Origin of the sequence: Gracilibacillus salitolerans (assembly GCF_009650095.1) — a bacterium.
In the GTDB taxonomy this organism is placed as follows: Bacteria; Bacillota; Bacilli; order Bacillales; family Amphibacillaceae; genus Gracilibacillus; species Gracilibacillus salitolerans.
The window spans coordinates 341,623-363,250 of sequence record NZ_CP045915.1 but is presented as its reverse complement, the minus strand read 5'-3'; the positions used below and the strand labels follow the sequence as shown (position 1 = coordinate 363,250).

Sequence of the window (21,628 nt, the reverse complement as noted above, 5' to 3'; positions counted from 1 at the left end):
ATGAATACACCAAATAATACGATGTTTAAAGTGACAAAAGATTTGTTTCTTATCCAAATGAAATGGACATTCTGGTATATGCTAGTCGTCTTAGTTTTATTCCTTATCATCCCCTTATTTAGCGTGAAAATGGAACTTAACTTTTTGTCTACAATGTATACATCCACTAAAATTTATATGCTGGTAATCGGGATAATCTCTTCTTTAGCTTTTTTTGCCCATTATGTACAAAACGGTATTACTCGTAAAGACTATTTCAGTGGATCAGCTATTGCAGCTGAAGGATTAGCTTTTTCCATCATGTTCATCGCAAGTATTATAAATGGTATTCTGTATATAATCGAACCATTGAAAGGATATTTACCTGACAATGCTAATATTGGGTTCTTAGATATGACATCTACATGGATGATACCTATGCTCGTCTTTAGCCTAATTATTTTTGGTTTTTATCTGGCCGGATGGTTGATTATCGCTGGGTATCAACGTTATGGAGGCTGGGGTTGTGTCGCTTTCATCCTGATCGCTTTACTATCTGTCTCTTTTATTGATTTATTGTGGGAAGGCGATATAACCTATCCATTAATAAATCTACTCACGATCCCTAGCCCTAATTTATCCATTGTTGTATCATTGATTTGCACTATCATTCTGGTTGCTACAGGCTTATTACTAATTCGAAGCTTAACCAAGCGGGTTACCATCCAACCAAAATAAATTTTAAAAAATGCAGGACTGACCCCAGAATAATGGGTGACATTCCTGCATTTTTACCGTTTATCACTATTCAATTTTTCAATCGGTAACATGATTCACTAAACAAGAGCTCTTGCTTATAGCTTAATAGAATCGTTTAAAGCTAGAGAAGTGCTTCTTCCAATAGGAATTATCTAAACTGGTAATAGTAACTCCAGCAGAAGAGCCTGCATGGATAAACTTGTTATCTCCTAAATAGATCCCCATATGAGAGATACCAGATTTATAGGTCCCTTCAAAGAATACTAGGTCTCCTACTTTAGGGTTATTTACATAATAAGAACGATCATAGTATCCAGAACTGGAAAGGCGACGAATATCCATACCAGCTTCTTTGTAAACATAATATATGTATCCACTACAATCAAAGCCACTTGGTGTTGTTCCAGCCCATGCATAACCAGTGCCTTCCAAACTTGTCGCTACTTCAATAAGCTTGTCAACATTATAACCTACATCAACGGTTGACGTGTTACTGGAACTGTTATCATTCGAGGAAGATCCCGTATTTTTTACTTCCCCAATGTTTATTTTTTGACCAATATTGATTCTATCTGAGCTTAGGTTATTCCACTTCTTCAAATTAGCAACTGTCACTTTATGCTTTGCCCCAATGTGGGAGAGTGTGTCACCAGATTTTACAACGTACACAGTAGAAGAACCAACACTCTGTTCTTTTGGCTTAGAATTGGAAGCGGAAGTGTTATCTGTCTTTGAACTGCTACTCGTATTATTAGGTTTCGAAACGACAAAAACATTTCCAGGATATATTAATGTAGTATCTAAATCATTCCATTTCATTAGATCACTAAGTGATATATCATGTTTGGATGCAATCGCGCTTAAAGTGTCTCCACTTTTCACGGTATATTTTTTAGTAGAACTTGTTTTTTCCGTTTGGCTACTCTCATTGTTTTTATTTTTTGTATTACTACTTGTAGCGTTTTTATTAGTTTGTAGAGCTTGATTCGGATAAATGACATCTGAAGTGAGCTTATTGATGTCGATTAATGACTGAACACTTGTGTCATATTTTTGTGCAATCTTCCATAAAGAGTCTCCGCTCTTGACTTTATATGTTGCCGCTTCTGCTTCATCTGCACCTACCATTGCAGCTGCGATTGCTGCCCCTAAAGTAACCGACATTACCACTTTTTTATTTGCCAATTTCCATATCCTCCTATTTTCTTAATGTTTTATTGGTGTTGATTTAAAATAAAGTTCGATTAAAATTAACATAAAATAATTTAATCGAGAAATTATAGCATGACTTTTATACTAACCCACATGACTTTATTTTAAATCTACTTGAGGATATTATATCTTTTATTAGAAAAAATTGATAGATAAATAGAGAAATTATTAAAAAAATTGTTAAACTTTACCGAAAATTAGGAGGAAACTAGAAATAAGCAAAAAGACTCACGCTGATTCCAAAAAAATGTGGCAGATTTCAGCAACAACTCTACCATAATATTCAGGACTATAGTCATTTATATAGTGTAGTTAATCCCCTTATTTTCATTCCATATTCCCTGATTTTTTCGAATTTGCAAAATTTGCCCAATGTGATATGCATTGTGTAAGTTTATGTAAGTAAGACTTTCTGAATACCTTTTTATATATTCTTCGTCACATCGTTTCATTTCATATATCCAATCTTTCATTGTTGTAAATAATTTGTTCACCAGTAACTCCCAACTCATTTCTCGAGCATCAGTAAATGTTGTCTTATTGTCTTTGACACTTACATTATCAGCTATATCTTTGAATCGATTTAATTCTAACAAATTATAAAAGTATAAGTGATGTGCAATCTCCATTATGGAATGTGTAGAACTTTCACTTTTATAGGAAGCTTGTTCAGCACTAACCCCATCTAGTGCAGTCTTCAAAGATACAAACCAAGTGTCCCTGTTATAGCACGCTTCAAATTGGTTCAAGATAAGTTCCTTTGTGTTCATTTTTTTCCACTCCTATGTTTATTATTTTTCGCCTAATTTTACGTATTTAATTAAACAATAGATCCTCCATCGACAAACAGAGATAAATAACCATTTAATGGTAACCATTAGTCTGTTTTATGCTATACTAACATATATACTGAATGACGCGAGTTTTTTCATGTATAGACCCATTCTTATGTTTGTATTAATGTTACCAACGTTTATTATTATCGATAGTGTGACAGTTAATGGGATGCAGTTATTAGATAACTTTGGTCACGTGGTTTTTTTTTGTTGTTTTTTTATGAATTATTTACGCGGTTGTGGGATAGCAGTAATAGCGAGAAAAATCAAAGACAAAATGAGTAATAGTATGGGAGATAGACATATGAGTGAAGAATTGAAAATATATGATGAGAATCAAACTGAAATAGGTGTAGCTGACAGAGATGAAGTTCATAAGATCGGATATTGGCATCAAACATTCCAGTGCTGGTTCGTTGATCAGAATGATGACATGGATTATATTTATTTGCAAAAACGCAGCAATGACAAAAAAGATTTCCCTAACCTTTTGGACATAACTGCTGCTGGTCATTTATTGTCAACGGAAACTGTTGCAGATGGTGTTAGAGAAGTAGAAGAAGAACTAGGGATCGATGTTCATTTCAATGAGTTAATATCATTAGGCGTTATCGAAGACCCTATTGAAACAAAAAGCTTTTTGGACAGAGAATGGGCACATGTATTTCTATACCGCTTAAAGGAATCCGATGAGTTTAACTTACAACAAGAAGAGGTTTCCGGGATTGTTAAGTCAACGTTTCAAGATTTTTATGATTTGTGCTTTGATAAGAAAAAGGAAATCAGAGTAAATGGTTTTGAAATGAGGGAACTCGGGGAAAGAACCATCGTTAATAGGAACATAAGTTTAGAGGATATTGTTCCGCATCGAAAAGCATATTTACAACAAGTTGTGAAACGGATTGCTGATTATATATAATAATTAGAATGATCCATCACTTGGATATAATTAGAGCTTATCGAGGAGGAAAAAATGAAATTTGTCTTAATTTTCGGACCACAAGCAGTTGGGAAAATGACAGTTGGACAGGAGTTATCCAAAATAACTGACTTAAAACTACTACATAACCATATGACAATTGATTTGCTAGAACCTTTTTTCGGATTCGAATCAGAGACGTGGAGATTATCCACCTTGTTTCGTGGGGAAATGATGAACTCCTTTGCGAAAAGCGATAACTATGGAATGATTTTCACCTATGTATGGGCATTTAATGACGATGAAGATTGGAAATTTGTAGAAAACATCTGCAAGATATTTGAATCTGAAGATGCTGAAATATACTTCGTTGAATTAGAAGCTGATCTGGATCAGAGGGTAATTCGTAACAAAACCCCTAACAGACTTGAACAGAAGCCAACGAAAAGAAATATTAAACAATCTGAAGAAGAGCTACTAAGTTCCTTAGACGCCTATCGGTTGAATTCTGATCCCGGAGAAATCACCCGGAAAAACTATATAAGAATCAATAATACTGAACTAAGCGCGGAAGAAGTCGCAAGTATGATAAAGAAGAAGTTTAAATTATAGAAAGGCGTCAATAGCATTACCTTGAACAACCTGCTTAGTGGAAGGGAACCTTATCATTTTCTAACTGAAAAAAAGTAAAAAATTCCTCCAAGCATCCAAAAAGGTTCCCAAAAAACTAACCTCCAGAAAGTTGCATATGAATCCAAGTCGAAATCTAGAACATCAAACGCGCTTAATGTAATCGTGATAAAATTTAGTAAGCCATAGAGAAATAAGGCTACTCCAGCTATTTTGGTTAAGTAGTACAGGATTTTAGTTATTGTGATATTATGCCATTTAATTAGAACCATCAGCAATAAAACAAAACCAAATAGTTTAAATACACCGGTTAGCCATATTATAACAATAAACGAAGGCTCAGGGTTTAACGACATCTCATATATGGAACCTCCTAGTGATCTAACACCAAGTAAGCCACCCATTGCCCAATAAAAGCTCATACCAGCAAAAAGAACTGTCCAGACCATCCCCATAACTATGGACCAATAATTCCTTTTCAATGGAAGGTACTCCTCTCCGTTTTAGCAAATAGTAAGTTAATTCATAGGCTTATGGACCTTAACTCTTCATCCAAATAATCTATAGTATTCATTCTTTCCTGTTCAGATAACGAATCAAATATAAGTTGCTCAAGGAATTCTCCTATGTCTTCCAGCTTTCTTCTTCCCTGATAAAAATGTAAAGCTTCATGATTGAGCTCAAAATTTTCATGTGTATCCTGATAGATTTTTAAAAAAGTATTAAAGTATGGCTTATCCATCAAAAACATTAAATCTGCTTCGACTGGTGCTAGTTTTAATCCTTCCCAGTCTATTATGATTAATTTGTCCTGAGATTCCATCAGATTCCAATAATGAAGATCAGTGTGACATAGAGCCATTCTGAGATCACTAAGTTGCAAAGATTCTGCCAGTTTTTCTACTATACGAACGAGTCTATTTATTTGAGTCTTATAACAACTCACTATCTCTCGGATATCAATTGCCATATGTTCATTATTACTATTTAAAATCTCTTTAAAAAATTCTAAAAACGGGACAGAAAAGTCTTCTTTAATAGATTCTGTTTTTACTGAGATTTCCTCGCCATATAAATGAAGGTGGGCAATAATTTCAGATAGTTGTTGAATCTGCTTCTCTGTTAACACCCGATCTCCTATTGTCGTTCCTTCTATAAAGTCATATAGCAAGTAAACCCCCTCGTCATCTTCACATTTATAATTTCCTTCTGTAGTTAATAACAGTACGGAAATACTCTCTTTCAGATCACTGTTACGATAAAGCCAATTTATTATCGGAACATATGCGTCTATACGTTCTGTCAATTTCGGTGTAGATGCTCGGCTTTTTTCGTATACCTTTAGGAAATAGCTATGTTTCTCATTGGATACTTTATAGGCCAGTGATGCCCAACCACCCTGTTGTGACTGTATATTTGTTACCTCTATGTTGTAATAATACTTCAAAACCTGTTTTATCCTATCCATAACGTCCTCCCATTACTGGCTATAAGTCTTGATTAATACAATCTTTGAGAATAACTTTTTGCTAACCTATTTTGAATAGATTCTACACTTATCCCAGGAAGTTTCGCATGTTCAAATATCATTTTAGCAGCAGATGGCAATAAGTCTTGATTACACTCTCAATTTCATAATCTTTGCTATTCATGTATACACCTCAAAATTTAAAATGTTAAAATTCCTTACTATTTTTCTGTACCACAAATGTGATTGCTTTCGATTTTAATAAAACGGGGTTCTCATTACGTACAATCTGATATTCCAATGGTCTTACTAACTGTTTGACGACCTCCCACCCCTTATAATTGTTTTTTAACTTATCGATCATTTGGTCTGTTGTAAGATTGATCTCCATAAATGCATCAAGTTGCTTATTGGATTCAATTTCAATCTCTTCTACCTCGGAATTGATGATAATGCAATTTATACCACCTTTTTTAGTGCCTTGAGCCATCTGATTAAGAACGCTATCTAGGATATTCTCAGCACTAACATGCTCTAAGCTTGATACCGCAACAATCAAATCATATTCATCTTCTTTTATGGAATACTTGCCTATATCAGCTTTTTCTATTTCAATAATATCTTCCACATCAAATTTCTTACTGTATTCTATTAATTTCTCTATTGCCGAATCTAGTAAATCAACACAGACAACTTTCCCACCTTTGCCTTTGATTTTTTCAGCAATTGGAATACTATTTCTTCCTACACCTGCACCTAAATCCAAAACATTAAGATGTCCTTTACCTTCAAGTGATGCTATTGACTCCATTACTGTCTTAACAGGTTTATATAACCAGAAGCCCTTTTCAAATAATTTATAATTATCATAGCAATAGTCATGGTACTTCTTTTCTTCATTGCGAATTAATTCTATTCTGTTCAATTTACTCCCTCCATTACAGATAAAAGAATTCCACCCCTTATAATACGATAAAACACTGTTACTTTCTTACATAATACCAATAATTGGAGTGACCTGTGAAGGAAGGTATAATCAGAAACTCATCATTTATTTATTATATACTTTGAGTAAAACAAAAGGATAGCTTACAATGAAGTTATGACAAATACTTCTTTTTGAACAATCAAATGAATACGATTACATTTAGGTAGGGAATCTATGGTAGCAAATTTTCTAATAAAGAAAGGGTTGGAATTCTATGTCCAAAAGTACAGTATGGCCGGCAGAACGAAAAACATACAAAGATCGATTTTCAGGATTGACCATTACTCAACTAACAGATTATACGGGACACAGTCATCATTTATATTTTACAGAAAACGGTTGGTATGATAATGGCAATAAGATACTGTTTTGTTCAGATAGGGAGAATAAAACCAATCTATTTAGTATGAATGTTTCCACCGGAGAAATTGTACAATTGACTGATCATGATACGACATATGGGAGTTTATCCGCTTGCTTACATCCGAATGAACAAATCGCTTACTTCAGAAAAGAATACCAAATTATCGAAATTGATTTAATAACATTGAAAGAAAGAGTGATCTTTGAAGGAGATAAATCGCTTGTTGGAGGCAATATTAACTGTACTGCGGATGGCAAATATATTATTACATGCTTACATGAGGATTGTAAAGAAAAATTCGCAATAGATTTAAAGAATGGCTACGTGGGGCACCGTGAATTAATGGAGGCAAAACCATACTCTCAAATTCTTAAAATAGCCATTGAAGATGGTCAGTCAACCATAGTATTCGAGGAGCATAACTTTATCACCCACATCAACACGTCACCTAAACATAAAAACCTGATCACATTCTGTCATGAAGGACCATGGCAGCTTGTCGACCATCGTATATGGGGACTTGATTTGAATACCAGTGAAACATGGAAAATTCGCGAGAGAAAAGAGTCTTATGAGATGGTTGGACACGAGTACTGGTATCCAGATGGAGAAAATATTGGATATCATGGTTTTCGAGCGGATGGAACAGCTTTTTTCGGGAAGATCCGCTACGACAATAAGAATATGGAAGAGGTAGAGTTTACATTCCGCAATTGGCATGCACATTCTCATGGTTTTTCAAAGGTTGTAATAGATGGAAGAGCCCCGCTTGATAAGTTAATTGTCTGGGAACAGGTTGATGGTACGTTTTCTAACCCAAAAATATTATGTGAACATCGTTGCAGTTTCCATGTGCAAAAAGTACATGCCCACCCTCGATTTAGCCCGGATGGCACGAAATTATTGTTTACAAGTGATAAAAATGGCTACGGAAATTTGTATTTAGTTGATTTGCCGGAGAATTTTGAGAGTTTACCGGATTTTCACACAAAGAATTAAGATTTCTAATTGTTTTTTACCAACAAATTAAGTAAGATAAAGATAGAGATGTATCGAAAGGGGAATTCTTCTACATGTGTCCAATTCTGTAATGAATAATTCATCAAAATAAATAGCTTCTTATCCAGAATGTTTAAGGGATAAGTATGTCTATTTGTTTGAATGCTATTCATTACAGGGATGCGCGGTGTGGAGGTATAAATATCCATTGACTAAGCAGATCCTACGTGGTTCTGTTTTTGTTATATGAGACTGTTACATCTCTATTACCCCTTAGCGAGTATCCCTAAAAAACGGGGGTAAATAAAGTGAGTCAGTTTCAAAATAAAGTTGCACTAATTACAGGAGCCAGTAGCGGTAAGGATGTAGGGACAGCTATTTGTCGAAAGCTAGCTTCAGAAGGTATTGATATTTTCTTTACGCATTGGAAGTCAAATGCTGATTGGATAGAAAAGTTTCAACAAGAGATCAGGAAAATGGGAGTTCGTTGCGAAAACTTGAAAATAGATCTATCTTATGCAAATGCTGCCTTTGAATTAATCGATACGGTTACTGATAAGCTTAGTTTACCATCGATATTGGTTAACAATGCAGCCCATTCGACAAGAGATGGCTATTTACAGTTAGATGCCAAAACACTTGACGATCATTATGTAGTTAATATGAGATCAACCTTTCTCCTTTGTGTCCAATTTGCTCGTCTTTTTGAAAAATCAAACTTAAGTACAGGGAGAATAATAAATATGACCTCTGGGCAAGATCTTGGCCCTATGACTGGAGAGTTGGCGTATATAGCAACTAAAGGGGCCATTTCAAGCTTTACCAGATCATTGTCACAAGAACTTGCCCCATTAGGAATCACGGTTAACGCCGTAAACCCAGGGCCAACTGATTCAACTTGGATGACGGATGAAATAAGAAATTCACTTTTACCTAAGTTTCCAAGGGGACGAATCGGTACACCAGAAGATGTGGCACGTGTCATCAGATTTCTAGCAAGTGAAGAGGCTGAATGGATAACGGGGCAAATTATCAATTCTGAAGGCGGATTTATTAGAGGTTAATTAAAGAGGCTATACCGATGAAAAGTTGCAAAATATTCATTGGTATAGCCTTATTTGTAGTATCTTGGCATTTTTCACTCCTTAAACAACTAAATAAATCAGTAATTTCACGGGATCCTAAAACACCTCTTTTACATTTGGAGTTCACTGAATGATTATTTGAAAAATCCCACTAAAAAATGCTAGAATTCCTATTCCAAGGCTTATTAGTCCAATCATCTTCGTTTTTTGTTTCTTGTTTTCTGAATTTCGAAATATTAAATACAGTCCTATAATGAAAAGAATGACTCCTGCAACAACACTTAATATATACAGTTGGGTACTTATATTTTCCAGAGCATGATCAATGCCGCTCTCTATTCCTTGTTCCACATTATTCCACCTCCATCTGGTCAACTTTTTGCATAAGCATGATTATTACGATTGTTCCAACAATTGCTGCAATGACAACCGGTATAATCATTAAAGATTGATTTTCTAGTGAACCAGCAACAATATTACAGAACAAAGATGACAAAATAATAGCAGATATAATAGTAGCCGGTATTGATTTTTTTATGAATCCTACTCCAGTCGCTATGATACTTATCGATGCCGCTAAAACAGCCATAATAGCCGTTGTTATACCGGTATCTACTATATATTTAATTGTTATCGTCTCTTCTACCAAGGGGTGAATTAATTCAGTGATGCCAAATATTGAAAATACGATGAGATTACATATTACTATGGAGAGAAAGATGAATATAATAACAACACTAAACTTGACTAGTAATATCTTTTTTCGATTGAGAGGATAAGAGAAAAGTAATATTAAGCGGTCCCCTGTGTATTCATCGATTATAAAACGTGAATACATAACAGAAGCAAGAGTACAAAAAGCGGTCATGCTAACAGCTCCGTATAACGTCACAATATTATTATAACTAGAGAAAAGCAATAAGTCAGGATCATTCGGTTCAAGTTGCGGAGCATATGCAAATAGATAAATAAACCCCATCATTGCAATCGATATAAAGATACTAGCAAGGACAAAAGTACGAATTTTGTTTCTTTTGATTTCGAATTTCATTAAATCAATCATGTATTCGCCCCCTTTTGCAAAGCATTAAAGAAATAATTCTCTAATCCCTCAGGGTGTTCCCTTTGGATCAGCTTAAGATTTACCTCTTCTACTATTGTGCCATTGGTAATTATCCCAATCGTATCCGCGACATGCTCCATTTCATTTAAGATATGACTAGATAACAAAATAGTCATATCATATCTATTTACGAGAGAAGGAAACAAATTTCTCATATCACGGATTCCCATAGGGTCTAATCCATTAATTGGTTCATCTAATACTAACAGCTTTGGTTTGTGTACTATCGCCCTCGCAATCCCTAAACGCTGACGCATACCAAAGGAAAATTGAGAAACTGGTTGATTGCCTACATGATTTAATCCGACCTCTTCAAGGGCAGAGGAAATATCTCCATCTTTAACTCCCATATAGGATAGGTGAATATCTAAATTTGTTTCAGCTGGCAAATGCTCATAAAAAACAGGCGTTTCAATCATACTGCCAATGTTTCTTAACATTTCTCTCTGTTTATTACCATTCATCCCTAGAACTTCTATCCTGCCAGTCGTCGGTGAGAGTAATCCGATTAACATTTTGAAAATAGTTGTTTTTCCCGCTCCATTTGGCCCTAAGAAACCATAAATAGAATTTTTGTTGACAGACATATTACAAGGTTTGATTACTTCTTGCTTATTAAAGGTTTTGGTCAGATTTTCAACTTTTACAACTGGTTGATTATTCATGCTCATTCATCACCTGCATATAGCTCCTGCAGGAGTTTTTCAGAATTTCGAAGAATTTCTTCATTCATAATATCTGCTCCCATCTTTTTCATCATTAAATGCAAAAATTGCAATCGTCGATTCAATTGATCCTCGTCGCATTCAAAAATTGCCGGATCACACCAAATATTGAATAATAAAAAGAAAACCTCCGCTAATTCATTGGGATATTTGGTAGTAATGGATCCATCCATATTTCCCTCTTTCATAATCTTTGCAAATACAGGCGAACTCGCATTAACCGAATCCCTCATGATTGACACAATAAAATCAGGACTTTTTATCTGCGTACTAAAAACATTATCAAGTGAATGTACTTCTTGATCTGCTAAATCCTTTTCCAATAGAAGTGTTAATTTTTCCTTTGCTGACTGTGCATCGATTGTATTAAGCCATTGTTCAACAGTTTCTTCTACATTGTTCGCTTTATTTTCTCTTACAGTGTCAATAATATCTTTTTTCGAGTTAAAATGATGATAGATAGCTCCCTTGGACATTCCGAGCGCCTCAGAAATATCCTGTATACTAGTTTTTTCGAAACCTTTTTCAATGAAAAGCCTGGTTGAAACAGCAATAATCTTTTCTTTCGTTTCTTCTGCATTATTTCGTCTATTCATTTTGCACCTCCATACATACCGAACGCTCGGTATGTATAATATCTCATATTCATCCTGTTTTGTCAAATTTATCTATATACTCTCATTGTCTCTTCTTTAATAATTCACCTTTTGAAATGTTTGTTTCTAAGAAAGAAACATAGTTGACAGTCGCCTTGCCCCTAAACGTGATCATAACTTTTTCATTATCAGCTTTTCATTTGCACAAAAAAACACTCCTATCAACAAGACAATTGAATAGGAGTTAAACAGTACAATTTTACTCATTTAAAAAGCAATAAGATCTCCTAGTAAATGCTTGTATTTCTAGAGGTAGGTAAATGAAAAGAATCCATTTTGAAAGATTTTAATCAAAATGAATTCTTTTCATTGAAGAAAGTATGAAATTTTATACAAAAACCATTTGAATATTTTCTCTTCCCCTCCAGTTAGCGTGCAATAAGAGGCGAATTCGTTTAGGATCGTTTAACGTAACCAATTAAGATATGAATAGGAACATTTTAACGTTATGCTTTAATTTGTAACACATTATAATTTAATACTTTTTTTAATCCAACTGATTCAGCAATCAGAATGGAGCTTGTGTTTTCATCATCACAGTTCCAAACAGGCTTTTTATTATGATCTACACAAAAGTTCACACATGATAAAGCTACAGCTTTAGCGTAGCCTTTTTTTCGATAAGCTTCATCGGTCATTAACCCTAATTCAAACTGATTATTTGTCGCAAACAATGATAAGCACCAACTAGCTATAGTATCGTCTTCAACTACACAATATCCAAATCCTTTTTCAAAAAAATGATCTTCAGATGGCCAAGCTACATATATCCATTGTTTCACCAAATCGAGATTTTTAAATAAAGAATTTTTTAAAAGCTGTTCATTTATAGGCTTAATTAATACTTTATCCTGAAGAGGCTTTTGAGATTGGAGACCCTTAGTTTCATCTAGAGTATAAAACCTTTTTTTCACAGTTGCGGCTTCCATTTGATCGATGATCTCCTGCTCAAGTACTTGTTTCCATTGTTCACTATCGTAATACAAATTTATGATAGGTAACCCTTTCTTTCTTATATTAGGTAAAAATTTATTTATGATCAACTGGTGGAGGTTTTTATTAAAATTCTTGTTTTGCGGCTCCCCCGCAACAAGAACTTCGAAGTTTATCCCATATAATACCACCGATTTAGGATCATTTATATCATCAACAAAAATGTCGCCAATAGTATTTCCTTCCAAAACAGAATGAATGATAATTTGGTGATTAAATGACTTAAACATTGGCTTAACCTTAAAATATTGAGATGTAGGTAATAAAAACATATGCACTTCTCCTTTACATGAAACGTTTAATTAAACTGAACGTTCGGTTTAATAATGATTAAAAATAATCTCCGATTAAAAAGCTATCTTTCAATAATTCCATGAAGCAATACATCAATTGCAGCATCATAAAGCTTGTAGAATTTTTCTTCATCATAACCTAAAAACTGGGTAATACTCATTCCGGTAAGCGTACTATAAAGAATGTATGCTAAATCTTCAGCGGTTTTTGAAGTCTTGAATTCCTTAGTTCCCATCCCTTCCTCAATTATTTGGAGAAATACGTTGTACTCTGGTTGGATAAGTTGGCTAATGTTTTCTATCATCATATTATCTAGATTTTCCGAACCTATATATTCTGAAACTGTTTTGGATAATGGGCTTTGCATGTCTGAAGCATAATAACGTCCTAATAAGTATAATTTTTCCTTAGCTGTGCTAACATTATTAGCCTGCTCTTCCCACTTTCTTCTCCATTCCTTAGAAGCCTCTTCTACCGTGTAAAGAAACAACTCCTCTTTACTTTTAAAATGATAGTAAATACTTCCCTTACTGATCTGTGAAAATGAACGAATATCCTCCATAGAAGTTGCAGCATAACCTTTCTGTTCAAAAAGAACTTTCGCTTTATCGGAAATTAGTTTCTTTGTTTGGATACCTTGCCCAACAGGTCTAGCCATAAAGTACACCACCTTACTAATATTGATTCAATTAATAAACTGACCGATCAGTTTATTAAAGTTATAATGCAATACTTAATAAATGTAAACATTTAGTTTATATCTATCTAGTGAACTTCTCCACCTACCCCTAAGGTTTAAGGGGAGTGCGTCGCTATTTTTTGTTCAATAATAATGATGCTGAATTTTTTCAACGAAGACAACATTTTAGATTTCAAAATATCTATTATAATGCTTCGCACAATTGGGATTAAATGTAGCATTACAATTACTACATTTTTGATTATGCATATATTCATCTATTGTTAATTCATTCAAGCAATTGCCACAAAGTATGGCTTTTTCGTTAAACTCTCCTTTGCCCCATAACTGTCGCTCATGGTCAGTGCTTTCATCATGGCACTTATAGCAAGGATAATATCTATTACAGCATTTAAACTTTATGGACACAATATCATTTTCTCCGTGATAATGTTTACATCTTCCTGTAGAGTCTACCGGGAATCCAAATATCTTCATAACTACACCTCTTTTGTGGCATTTCTATGGAATAATCAAATACTCTCATATTTTTGTACACTATGCAAAAAAGGTGTTGCTTAGATATAATTCCAAGCAACACCTTATTGACCTTAAATAAAAGAGGGTAATGGAACAAAAGTAAAATAAACACTTTTATGACAGGGTTCTTGGAGTATTGTTTGCGTCTTTGTTTTTTGTGTTAAGAGTTCTGAAAACATACATTTTCGGAACTCATTATAAACAAAACTCAAACAAAGACCTGGTTAGAATTTATTATCCACCATGATTTACATTATCTCAAAAGTCTTATCGTTGTTAAATCTTTCATGTTCAACTCGATAAATAGCTTAGTATTGTAAATCTACATTTTCGGGGCTGTACCCCTTTTAGCAATAAAACCCTGTGATATCAAAGGGTTTCACACCAATCAAAAGAGTAGCCAATATAACAATTAGCTACTCTTAATACAAACTTAATTTAAAACCTTCCATAATTTTTCGTCGTCATCATCTAACAAACCATAAATCACAGTAGGCAAATCAAATACATGTTCATTACCACCAGATTTATAATATATAATTGGTGTAATAGTGTAGAAATCATACTGAATTGATTCTTTATTTTCAAAAGAAGGTATATCAATATCATATGATTTACCAGGATCAATCAAAAGCTCATCAGAAAATTCATAAAACAACATTTTATTCAAATCTGATACATTTTTTATAATGATAGATTCATCATTAGTATTAGTGATAGTTGTAACTAGGCTTGGTTCTGGGTATCCTACATTATATTCATTTCCATAACTGATGTGATCTGAAGAATCTATTTCATTTGCAACTACCATTTGACCTATATTGTACTCCTGCGAATCATTATTATCAAAAGTAACTCGTAAAGTGTCTGCTTTTTCAATTTCATTACTCAACACTTTAATATCAAGCATTAAGTTAAATAATTGGTGCTCATTACTGGTTTTCCCCGAATCAATTTCATATTCTACAATTTTAATATTTTCATTATTTAATTCAAGTCCAGCTATAGTATCAGATAGATTTGCAATATTCTTTTTTGCACCAAAAATGTTTACAGAAACAGTTTCATTGTTGAGAACGTAACTAATATAATTATCCGCAAATGTAAGGTCTATTTCCTTATTGTCCTTGGCTTTCTCTTCATTAGATGGTAGATTGATAAACACTAATACTAAAACCACAATAAATAAAAAACCAATTGTTAAAAACCGTCTTAATTTCATAACCATCTCCAATCTGTTTACTATTTATAAGCAACTTGTAAATAGGTGTCTTTTCTAAGTGCATAATGATACCCTTTTTCGTATCATATTTAGTGTTACCCATGTACTTATCTACTTGCACATATCTTCTATTATAATCGCTATAGAAAGCTAATTTGCTGTATTGCGTTAAATGAAAATAGTCTTGGATTTTCTTCTTCTATTTAAACACTACGTTAATCGGAAAGAAACGGACTAAGTGCGTCATTCACCTCCTCTGAAGCTTGTGACTATATTCAAAAACATTCTATTCAATAATAAGTAGGTTGCGACCAGCAACCTACTACAAAATAATAAAGGAGAGTTGCAAAGATGGAACAAGCTATTGTGAGAATCGAATTTAGCCGAGAGTTACTAGAAAAGCATGATCTAAATTTAGAATGCGAAGTTGCCGAATTTACTAGACAATGATGACTTAGAAATTTATGTCGATGCTGTAGAAGAATTATAAAAAATGGGGCAAAAGATCAAACTTTTAACGATTACGAGGATGCTACAAGAAAAGTCTGGGGATCGTATAGGATATTATCCTAAACAAATAACAGATGATTACCTGGTCATTTACTATGAGCGAATGAAACAACCAGAAAAGGAAAACATGTTAAAGAAAAAGGTTGTTTCTAAAAAAGAGGTTCAATGACCTGATCCTTTTCTATGAACTAATTACAAGAAGGGGATAACATTTTACAATATATCACACCCTTCAAATAACAATTACTAAAAAACATGTCGAAACACTCTATTAAACTTACCTACATGCTATAATAGAAATATGTGCATAAGGCTTTTCGTGGTTGGTGGCTCACTCCCTTTATCGTACTTTCAATTTAGATAGAAAGGGGGTGGTGCTTCAATGATGAGTGTCTATGAAACCATAACACTGATGATAGCGTTTGGGATGTTAATTTATAGCGTTGTTGTCTTTTCATCAAAATAAATAACCACCCTTGAGCCTGACAAGCAACCAAGGTGTGGTTATAAAAAATGCCTGTTGTGTGTCGCCCCCTTGAAGGGCTATTGCACTACCGTTCGGTGAACCACCACCGGACGGTTTTATTAGGATATGATTTTCTATTTATATTATACCCTAATTACTGAAATATTCAAACCTCATTTTCTAATCTTAGGTAACTTGTTGGCTAATAACTTTTCAACAAATGGGGTAATTTGTATCTTTTCATTTATCATACACATTTCAAAACAGTCATACGATTTAGTTTTTTCTACTTTAAACCGAGTTTCCTCATTAATCAACTGCTCTATTTCATCAATAACCGATTGTAATGTTACTAATTTCTGTTTTTATAGTGTAATCATTAATACCGTGTTTGTATTCAGCGAGAATTGCTATATATTCATTACAGTCTAAATCTTCCTTTGTTTCTAGTTTCCCACGGATTACGACATCTTTAAAGGTTCCGCCTGGTAATGTTAGATCGCCTGCAATATACAAATCATTTCTCATTTTATCTTCCATAGTAAGTGATTGCATTAACATGAGTATTTAATCCGTCCTTTCCTCTGTTAATAAACACCAAATTTTGAGACGTTAATATATTTAAAAACTCTAATTTTAAGCATGTAAGATCTGCTTCAAACCTTGAAGAAGCTGATGTTCGGAATTGTGATTAGCCTTCATAACACGCAAAGCAACATATCCATCTGGACGTATGAGTACGGCTCCAGAGGATTCGATTTCTAAAGCACTTTCTTTGCCGGCATCTAATTTATAAACATCGATTTTTAAATTGTGATGTTGCGATACACTGCTTACAACGCTATTCCATGAAGTACCTTTCGATCCATGAAAGAGAACAAAATTTCGATTGCACAAGTCAAGCGACGAGGAAACCTTCTCTGCAAATTTTTTAATCCAAATGTGAGGGACACGAGTTGATATTCTTCAAGAAATTATAACTGATTTTAATAAAAGTTAAATACCTTGGAAATGAGCTTAAAGCCGAGAGAGGGGATTCAACCCAAAAGGAATGGAAAGAGAAATACCCAGATGCAGAAGACAAATTGAAAATCGATGTGAAAATACAAGAAACTGGAATTTCTTCTTAGTTATCAAGTTTATAGAGAATTAGGCTTAGAATTTATTAAGGAATCATGCATTAATGATATAGTATGGAAATGAATATATTAGTTACGCGTTATTACGCTAAAGGGGATTTTCGGGAATTAATGTGAAGTCTAATCCATATATTATCAGGCGCTTTATATGGAGTAAGAATTGCGTTCTTTTTACAGCTAAGTCTCCATTACAAAGAACCAGCTAATATCTTGACAGCAGATACTAGCTGGTTTAATCATCGATCGATGAAAACTATGACACTTTTAACTTGATAGGTATTCGTGATCCATATCAAGTTCAAAAATTACGTACGGATTGACATGATGATAAAGGACTTCTTGTACCACCAAGGTATTCATATAGACTAAGCCATTTTGCAGCAGTTGAAGCGATAGGGTAGCCACCTTTTGATCTTCTATAGAATTGGAACGCATTTTCACTGTTTTTCCATATCTATTTTATTTAAAACAATGACATTAGCAAACTCAATTTGATCAATCAGTAGATCAACAATGCCTCTTTCATCTTCATCAGAAACATGTAATTGCCGGTCTACTTAGACAAATTCTCTGATTGATAATCCTCCCAAAACAGTTGTCCATTAACAACTGTTACCATTGTTTCAAGCTGGCAAAAAGTATTTAAGTTTATTCCTAGTTCTTGTCATGATATACAAAACTTTGGGCTACTGGGATAGGTTCAGACACGCCACTTGATTCAATTAACACATAATCAAAGTCCAATTTGGCCAGTTTCTCTAATTCCACCACTAAATCTTCTCGTAATGTACAACAAATACAACCATTCGTCATCTCAACCATATTTTCTTCCGCTCTGACAAAGCAGCCATCCTTTACAAGCTTCGCATCAACATTAATCTCACTCATGTCGTTAAAGATAATGGCTATTTTTAAACCTTGCTGATTTTCAAGGGGATGATTAAGCAATGATGTTTTACCAGCTCCTAGAAAACCACTTAAAACCGTCACCGGTATTTTTTACTCATTACTTCCCTCCTCTCTTTCTATGGAATAATCAAATACTCTCATATTTTTGTACACTATGAAAAAAAGGTGTTGCTTAGATATAATTCCAAGCAACACCTTTTGACCTTAAATAAAAGAGGGTAATGGATCTCTGAAGGAAGTAATCTGTTTTTTTTCTTCTTTTTCAGTTACTAAACACTTATTCAATGAATTAACAATATGTTCCATATCCATATTACTCCCAATAAAAACAAGCTCTGTCATTCTATCTCCTGTTTGTTCATCCCATCCTTCAAACAAAGCAGGGTCTTGTGCCTTCAATTCTTCTTGATCCTCTTCAGAATAGCTAGCTAACCATCTACCAGCTCCCTCCAAAGTCAACATAGATCCCGCTTGTGATAAGAGTCCTGCAACATCATTTCTTGTCACTAACCAAAAGAAACCTTTTGCACGGATAATTTCTGTTGGCCAGTTTTCCAACCATTGATGAAAACGTTCTGGATGGAAGGCTTTTCTGCTTCTATAAACAAATGAACTAATTCCATACTCTTCTGTTTCCGGTGTATGCTCCTCATTCAATTCCTTGATCCAGCCAGCGCCCTGACTTGCCTTTTCAAAATCAAATTGATTGGTATGGAGTACCTGTAGTGAATCAATTTGCCCAAAGCTTGTCGGAATAATTTTCGCTTCTGGATTTAGCCTTTGCAGTAAATTCCTTAACTTAGCTATTTTTTCGCTTGAAAGCTTATCTACTTTATTTAAAACAATCACATTCGCAAACTCCATTTGATCAATTAATAAATCAACAATCCCTCTTTCATCATCTTCGGAAACGTGTAATTGCCTATCGATTAATAAATCCTCTGATTGATAATCATCCCAAAATTGCTGACCGTTGATAACCGTTACCATTGTATCAAGCTGAAAAAAGGTGTTTAAGTCTATTCCTAATTCTTCGTCATGATATACAAAACTCTGTGCTACTGGAATAGGTTCAGACACACCACTTGATTCAATCAACACATAATCAACGTCCAGTTTGGCCAATTTCTCTAATTCCACTACTAAATCTTCTCGTAATGTACAGCAAATACAGCCATTCGTCATTTCTACCATATTTTCTTCTGTTCTCACAAAGTTGCCTTCCTTAACAAGCTTTGCGTCCACATTAATTTCGCTCATATCGTTGACAATAATCGCTATTTTTAATCCATTCTGATTTTCAAGGAGATGATTAAGTAAGGTTGTCTTACCAGCTCCTAAAAATCCACTTAAAACCGTCACCGGTATTTTTTTACTCATTCCTTTCCTTCCTCTCTATCCATATACACCCGACTAGGTGTAGCACCCTCTTGAAATAAGTACTTCCCGCTATATCCTTCTGTAGCATGATCAACTTGCGCTATGACCAATTGACACACTCGCATACCGACTTTTAATTGAACGGGGACACGATTTGCATTAAATAACTCTAAGGTGATTTGGCCGGAGAAGCCCGGATCGATCCAGCCTGCGTTTTGAATGAAAACGCCAAGTCTTCCGATAGAACTTCTCCCTTCAACAAAGGCCGTTAAATAGTCAGGTAAACGAATTTGCTCTAATGTTGTTCCTAACATAAAAGTTTTAGACGGAATCGTGATAACTTCTCCATCCGTTACTTGCATTTCATGATAGTTTGCCGCCTTGTCGACTGATAAAAAAGGGGTAGACATGTCATCCACTACTAAAAAATGCTTTCCTAAACATAGATCAATGGACGCTGGTTGTATACTAAAATCCTTATAAGGAGTAACAGACATTCGTTCATCATGTATTAATTGTTTAATCGTTTGTCCTGATAAAATCACCTGTTTTCACCCCTGATTATGAAATTCGCCAATTGAAAGGGTTTCTGAATTGTGACCAGTCTTCCGCCATCTCTGACTCCGTTAATAGACAACGATCTAGCTCACTAGTTATCTCCTCAACATCCAAGTCCATCCCGATGAAAACAAGCTTTGTATGGCGATCTCCATATTCAGGGTCCCATAAATCTTTGACTTCAGGATTATTCCTTAATATTTCCTTTTGCTGTTCTTCTGGTAATGAATCTACCCAATAGGCTAACGGTTCAACCGCTACAGAAGGACCAGCTTGTGATAACAATAAAGCTATATCATGATGTGTCGCACACCACATCACACCTTTTACCCGAACAATTTCTTTAGGCAAATCTTGATACCAGCTCATTAGGCGCTCGGTATGGAATGGTAATCTAGAAGTATATACAAATGAACCAATTCCATATTCCTCTGTTTCCGGAGTATGATTTTCTACGCCCTGATTAAGTTCCTTTAACCAGCCAGCAGATTCGCTAGCCTTTTCAAAGTCAAACAATTGAGTATTCAATATCTCGTTTGACTCTACCTTACTGTATTGTGTACGGATGATTTTTGCTTCAGGCTGTAACTTACGTATGACTTTCTCTAACTTTTGTAAATATTCCTCTTTGACCAAATCTGTTTTATTCAAAACAAGGACATTACAAAATTCAATTTGGTCAATTAACAAATCGGCAATATTGCGTGTATCTTCCTCACCTACCGCTTGTTGTCTCTCCAGCAAGCTGTCTCCTGAACCAAAATCATGCAAGAAACGATTAGCATCGACAACTGTAACCATCGTATCCAAGCGGCAGTATTTCGTTAAATCAATCCCCAGCGTGTCATCAATATAAGAGAAAGTTTGCGCAACTGGAACAGGTTCACTAATTCCTGATGACTCAATCAAAATATAATCAACATCACCTTTTTTCACGAGCTTCTCCACCTCTACTAATAGATCTTCTCGTAATGTACAGCAAATACAACCATTGGACATTTCAACTAACTTCTCTTCTGTTCGGGAAAAGCCTCCTTGTGTTTGGACAAGCTCACTATCAATATTAACTTCACTCATGTCATTGACAATTACCGCTACCTTCAGGCCTTCTCGGTTATGTAAGACATGATTCAATAACGTTGTTTTACCAGAACCTAAATATCCACTTAGTACAGTAACAGGAATCTTTTTCATT

General features: G+C 34.5%; 25 protein-coding genes and 2 pseudogenes. 7 read left to right on the top strand and 20 right to left on the bottom strand.

Going from position 1 to position 21,628, the window contains the following annotated elements; genetic code table 11:
- A complete protein-coding gene (locus GI584_RS01900; RefSeq protein ID WP_153790052.1) occupies positions 1-717 on the top strand; it encodes a hypothetical protein in 717 nt (238 codons plus the stop codon).
- A 123-nt stretch (positions 718-840) separates the two neighbouring features.
- Here GI584_RS01900 and GI584_RS01895 read toward each other — a convergent pair whose 3' ends face one another.
- Positions 841-1,923, bottom strand: coding sequence for a C40 family peptidase (locus GI584_RS01895; protein ID WP_153790051.1), 1,083 nt, complete (start codon positions 1,921-1,923; stop codon positions 841-843).
- Positions 1,924-2,249: 326 nt separating this feature from the next.
- A complete protein-coding gene (locus GI584_RS01890; RefSeq protein WP_100362294.1) occupies positions 2,250-2,720 on the bottom strand; it encodes a DinB family protein in 471 nt (156 codons plus the stop codon).
- Between the two features lie 160 nt (positions 2,721-2,880).
- Here GI584_RS01890 and GI584_RS01885 point away from each other — a divergent pair, with 160 nt between their 5' ends.
- Positions 2,881-3,705, top strand: coding sequence for an NUDIX hydrolase (locus GI584_RS01885; RefSeq protein WP_228552322.1), 825 nt, complete (start codon positions 2,881-2,883; stop codon positions 3,703-3,705).
- A gap of 54 nt (positions 3,706-3,759) precedes the next feature.
- Positions 3,760-4,317, top strand: coding sequence for a DEAD/DEAH box helicase family protein (locus GI584_RS01880; protein ID WP_153790050.1), 558 nt, complete (start codon positions 3,760-3,762; stop codon positions 4,315-4,317).
- Between the two features lie 53 nt (positions 4,318-4,370).
- On the opposite strand, the gene GI584_RS01875 is transcribed toward GI584_RS01880, so the two are convergent.
- The 3 genes from GI584_RS01875 to GI584_RS01865 form a co-directional block, all read right to left on the bottom strand.
- The gene (locus GI584_RS01875) at positions 4,371-4,817 is read right to left on the bottom strand and encodes a DUF3995 domain-containing protein (RefSeq protein WP_153790049.1); all 447 of its coding nucleotides are present in this window, start codon (positions 4,815-4,817) and stop codon (positions 4,371-4,373) included.
- 41 nt (positions 4,818-4,858) lie between these two features.
- Complete coding sequence (locus tag GI584_RS01870) at positions 4,859-5,803, bottom strand: aminoglycoside phosphotransferase family protein (RefSeq protein ID WP_153790048.1); 945 nt, start codon at positions 5,801-5,803, stop codon at positions 4,859-4,861.
- 208 nt (positions 5,804-6,011) lie between these two features.
- On the bottom strand, positions 6,012-6,728 hold the full coding sequence (locus GI584_RS01865; protein WP_153790047.1) for a class I SAM-dependent methyltransferase: 717 nt from the start codon (positions 6,726-6,728) through the stop codon (positions 6,012-6,014).
- Between the two features lie 277 nt (positions 6,729-7,005).
- On the opposite strand from GI584_RS01865, the gene GI584_RS01860 reads away from it, so the two are divergent.
- Positions 7,006-8,154: an oligogalacturonate lyase family protein gene (locus tag GI584_RS01860; protein ID WP_153790046.1), complete on the top strand. Its 1,149-nt coding sequence runs from the start codon at positions 7,006-7,008 to the stop codon at positions 8,152-8,154.
- 308 nt (positions 8,155-8,462) lie between these two features.
- Positions 8,463-9,218 (top strand): SDR family oxidoreductase, encoded by a 756-nt coding sequence (locus GI584_RS01855; protein ID WP_153790045.1) that lies wholly within the window; start codon positions 8,463-8,465, stop codon positions 9,216-9,218.
- Between the two features lie 144 nt (positions 9,219-9,362).
- On the opposite strand, the gene GI584_RS01850 is transcribed toward GI584_RS01855, so the two are convergent.
- The 8 genes from GI584_RS01850 to GI584_RS01815 all read right to left on the bottom strand — a co-directional run bounded on the left by GI584_RS01850 (position 9,363) and on the right by GI584_RS01815 (position 15,471).
- A complete protein-coding gene (locus tag GI584_RS01850) occupies positions 9,363-9,590 on the bottom strand; it encodes a hypothetical protein (RefSeq protein ID WP_153790044.1) in 228 nt (75 codons plus the stop codon).
- 1 nt (position 9,591) lies between these two features.
- On the bottom strand, positions 9,592-10,302 hold the full coding sequence (locus GI584_RS01845) for an ABC transporter permease (RefSeq protein ID WP_153790043.1): 711 nt from the start codon (positions 10,300-10,302) through the stop codon (positions 9,592-9,594).
- Complete coding sequence (locus GI584_RS01840) at positions 10,299-11,027, bottom strand: ATP-binding cassette domain-containing protein (protein WP_153790042.1); 729 nt, start codon at positions 11,025-11,027, stop codon at positions 10,299-10,301. The genes GI584_RS01845 and GI584_RS01840 overlap by 4 nt, the downstream gene beginning before the upstream one ends.
- Before the next feature lie 2 nt (positions 11,028-11,029).
- Entirely contained in the window at positions 11,030-11,683 is a 654-nt protein-coding gene (locus GI584_RS01835; RefSeq protein WP_153790041.1) for a TetR/AcrR family transcriptional regulator, read from the bottom strand.
- 506 nt (positions 11,684-12,189) lie between these two features.
- On the bottom strand, positions 12,190-13,008 hold the full coding sequence (locus GI584_RS01830; protein WP_153790040.1) for a GNAT family N-acetyltransferase: 819 nt from the start codon (positions 13,006-13,008) through the stop codon (positions 12,190-12,192).
- Positions 13,009-13,091: 83 nt separating this feature from the next.
- Complete coding sequence (locus tag GI584_RS01825; RefSeq protein WP_100362307.1) at positions 13,092-13,688, bottom strand: TetR/AcrR family transcriptional regulator; 597 nt, start codon at positions 13,686-13,688, stop codon at positions 13,092-13,094.
- A gap of 207 nt (positions 13,689-13,895) precedes the next feature.
- Entirely contained in the window at positions 13,896-14,207 is a 312-nt protein-coding gene (locus tag GI584_RS01820; protein ID WP_153790039.1) for a CHY zinc finger protein, read from the bottom strand.
- 475 nt (positions 14,208-14,682) lie between these two features.
- Positions 14,683-15,471, bottom strand: coding sequence for a hypothetical protein (locus GI584_RS01815; RefSeq protein ID WP_153790038.1), 789 nt, complete (start codon positions 15,469-15,471; stop codon positions 14,683-14,685).
- Between the two features lie 493 nt (positions 15,472-15,964).
- Here GI584_RS01815 and GI584_RS01810 point away from each other — a divergent pair, with 493 nt between their 5' ends.
- Both GI584_RS01810 and GI584_RS24340 read left to right on the top strand, forming a co-directional pair.
- Positions 15,965-16,150, top strand: coding sequence for a hypothetical protein (locus GI584_RS01810; RefSeq protein WP_153790037.1), 186 nt, complete (start codon positions 15,965-15,967; stop codon positions 16,148-16,150).
- Between the two features lie 213 nt (positions 16,151-16,363).
- Positions 16,364-16,447 (top strand): putative holin-like toxin, encoded by an 84-nt coding sequence (locus GI584_RS24340; protein ID WP_407647406.1) that lies wholly within the window; start codon positions 16,364-16,366, stop codon positions 16,445-16,447.
- A 330-nt stretch (positions 16,448-16,777) separates the two neighbouring features.
- On the opposite strand, the gene GI584_RS01805 is transcribed toward GI584_RS24340, so the two are convergent.
- The 7 genes and pseudogenes from GI584_RS01805 to GI584_RS01775 all read right to left on the bottom strand — a co-directional run bounded on the left by GI584_RS01805 (position 16,778) and on the right by GI584_RS01775 (position 21,627).
- Positions 16,778-17,008, bottom strand: coding sequence for a hypothetical protein (locus GI584_RS01805; protein ID WP_194842100.1), 231 nt, complete (start codon positions 17,006-17,008; stop codon positions 16,778-16,780).
- Between the two features lie 75 nt (positions 17,009-17,083).
- Positions 17,084-17,410 carry an aromatic-ring hydroxylase C-terminal domain-containing protein gene (locus GI584_RS24335; protein WP_407647405.1) on the bottom strand — a complete coding sequence of 109 codons (327 nt, stop codon included), beginning with the start codon at positions 17,408-17,410 and terminating at the stop codon, positions 17,084-17,086.
- 429 nt (positions 17,411-17,839) lie between these two features.
- Positions 17,840-18,039 (bottom strand): annotated as a pseudogene (locus GI584_RS24445) (hypothetical protein); the annotation flags it as partial.
- Positions 18,036-18,582, bottom strand: a pseudogene (locus tag GI584_RS01790) (GTP-binding protein); the annotation flags it as partial. The pseudogenes GI584_RS24445 and GI584_RS01790, both read right to left, overlap by 4 nt.
- Before the next feature lie 117 nt (positions 18,583-18,699).
- A complete protein-coding gene (locus tag GI584_RS01785) occupies positions 18,700-19,875 on the bottom strand; it encodes a GTP-binding protein (RefSeq protein WP_153790034.1) in 1,176 nt (391 codons plus the stop codon).
- Positions 19,872-20,420, bottom strand: coding sequence for a dCTP deaminase (gene dcd / locus GI584_RS01780; protein WP_153790033.1), 549 nt, complete (start codon positions 20,418-20,420; stop codon positions 19,872-19,874). The genes GI584_RS01785 and dcd overlap by 4 nt, the downstream gene beginning before the upstream one ends.
- A gap of 16 nt (positions 20,421-20,436) precedes the next feature.
- Positions 20,437-21,627, bottom strand: a complete 1,191-nt coding sequence (locus tag GI584_RS01775) for a GTP-binding protein (RefSeq protein ID WP_153790032.1) — start codon at positions 21,625-21,627, stop codon at positions 20,437-20,439.
- Position 21,628 lies beyond the last annotated feature (1 nt).

Bases quoted from the DNA above. Each gene is read 5' to 3' on its own strand.
- GI584_RS01900 (WP_153790052.1), top strand. From the start codon at position 1: ATGAATACACCAAATAATACGATGTTTAAAGTGACAAAAGATTTGTTT.
- GI584_RS01890 (WP_100362294.1), bottom strand. From the start codon at position 2,720: ATGAACACAAAGGAACTTATCTTGAACCAATTTGAAGCGTGCTATAAC.
- GI584_RS01885 (WP_228552322.1), top strand. From the start codon at position 2,881: ATGTATAGACCCATTCTTATGTTTGTATTAATGTTACCAACGTTTATT.
- GI584_RS01880 (WP_153790050.1), top strand. From the start codon at position 3,760: ATGAAATTTGTCTTAATTTTCGGACCACAAGCAGTTGGGAAAATGACA.
- GI584_RS01870 (WP_153790048.1), bottom strand. From the start codon at position 5,803: ATGGATAGGATAAAACAGGTTTTGAAGTATTATTACAACATAGAGGTA.
- GI584_RS01860 (WP_153790046.1), top strand. From the start codon at position 7,006: ATGTCCAAAAGTACAGTATGGCCGGCAGAACGAAAAACATACAAAGAT.
- GI584_RS01845 (WP_153790043.1), bottom strand. From the start codon at position 10,302: ATGATTGATTTAATGAAATTCGAAATCAAAAGAAACAAAATTCGTACT.
- GI584_RS01840 (WP_153790042.1), bottom strand. From the start codon at position 11,027: ATGAATAATCAACCAGTTGTAAAAGTTGAAAATCTGACCAAAACCTTT.
- GI584_RS01835 (WP_153790041.1), bottom strand. From the start codon at position 11,683: ATGAATAGACGAAATAATGCAGAAGAAACGAAAGAAAAGATTATTGCT.
- GI584_RS01830 (WP_153790040.1), bottom strand. From the start codon at position 13,008: ATGTTTTTATTACCTACATCTCAATATTTTAAGGTTAAGCCAATGTTT.
- GI584_RS01825 (WP_100362307.1), bottom strand. From the start codon at position 13,688: ATGGCTAGACCTGTTGGGCAAGGTATCCAAACAAAGAAACTAATTTCC.
- GI584_RS01820 (WP_153790039.1), bottom strand. From the start codon at position 14,207: ATGAAGATATTTGGATTCCCGGTAGACTCTACAGGAAGATGTAAACAT.
- GI584_RS01815 (WP_153790038.1), bottom strand. From the start codon at position 15,471: ATGAAATTAAGACGGTTTTTAACAATTGGTTTTTTATTTATTGTGGTT.
- GI584_RS01810 (WP_153790037.1), top strand. From the start codon at position 15,965: ATGGGGCAAAAGATCAAACTTTTAACGATTACGAGGATGCTACAAGAA.
- GI584_RS24340 (WP_407647406.1), top strand. From the start codon at position 16,364: ATGATGAGTGTCTATGAAACCATAACACTGATGATAGCGTTTGGGATG.
- GI584_RS01805 (WP_194842100.1), bottom strand. From the start codon at position 17,008: ATGTTAATGCAATCACTTACTATGGAAGATAAAATGAGAAATGATTTG.
- GI584_RS01785 (WP_153790034.1), bottom strand. From the start codon at position 19,875: ATGAGTAAAAAAATACCGGTGACGGTTTTAAGTGGATTTTTAGGAGCT.
- GI584_RS01775 (WP_153790032.1), bottom strand. From the start codon at position 21,627: ATGAAAAAGATTCCTGTTACTGTACTAAGTGGATATTTAGGTTCTGGT.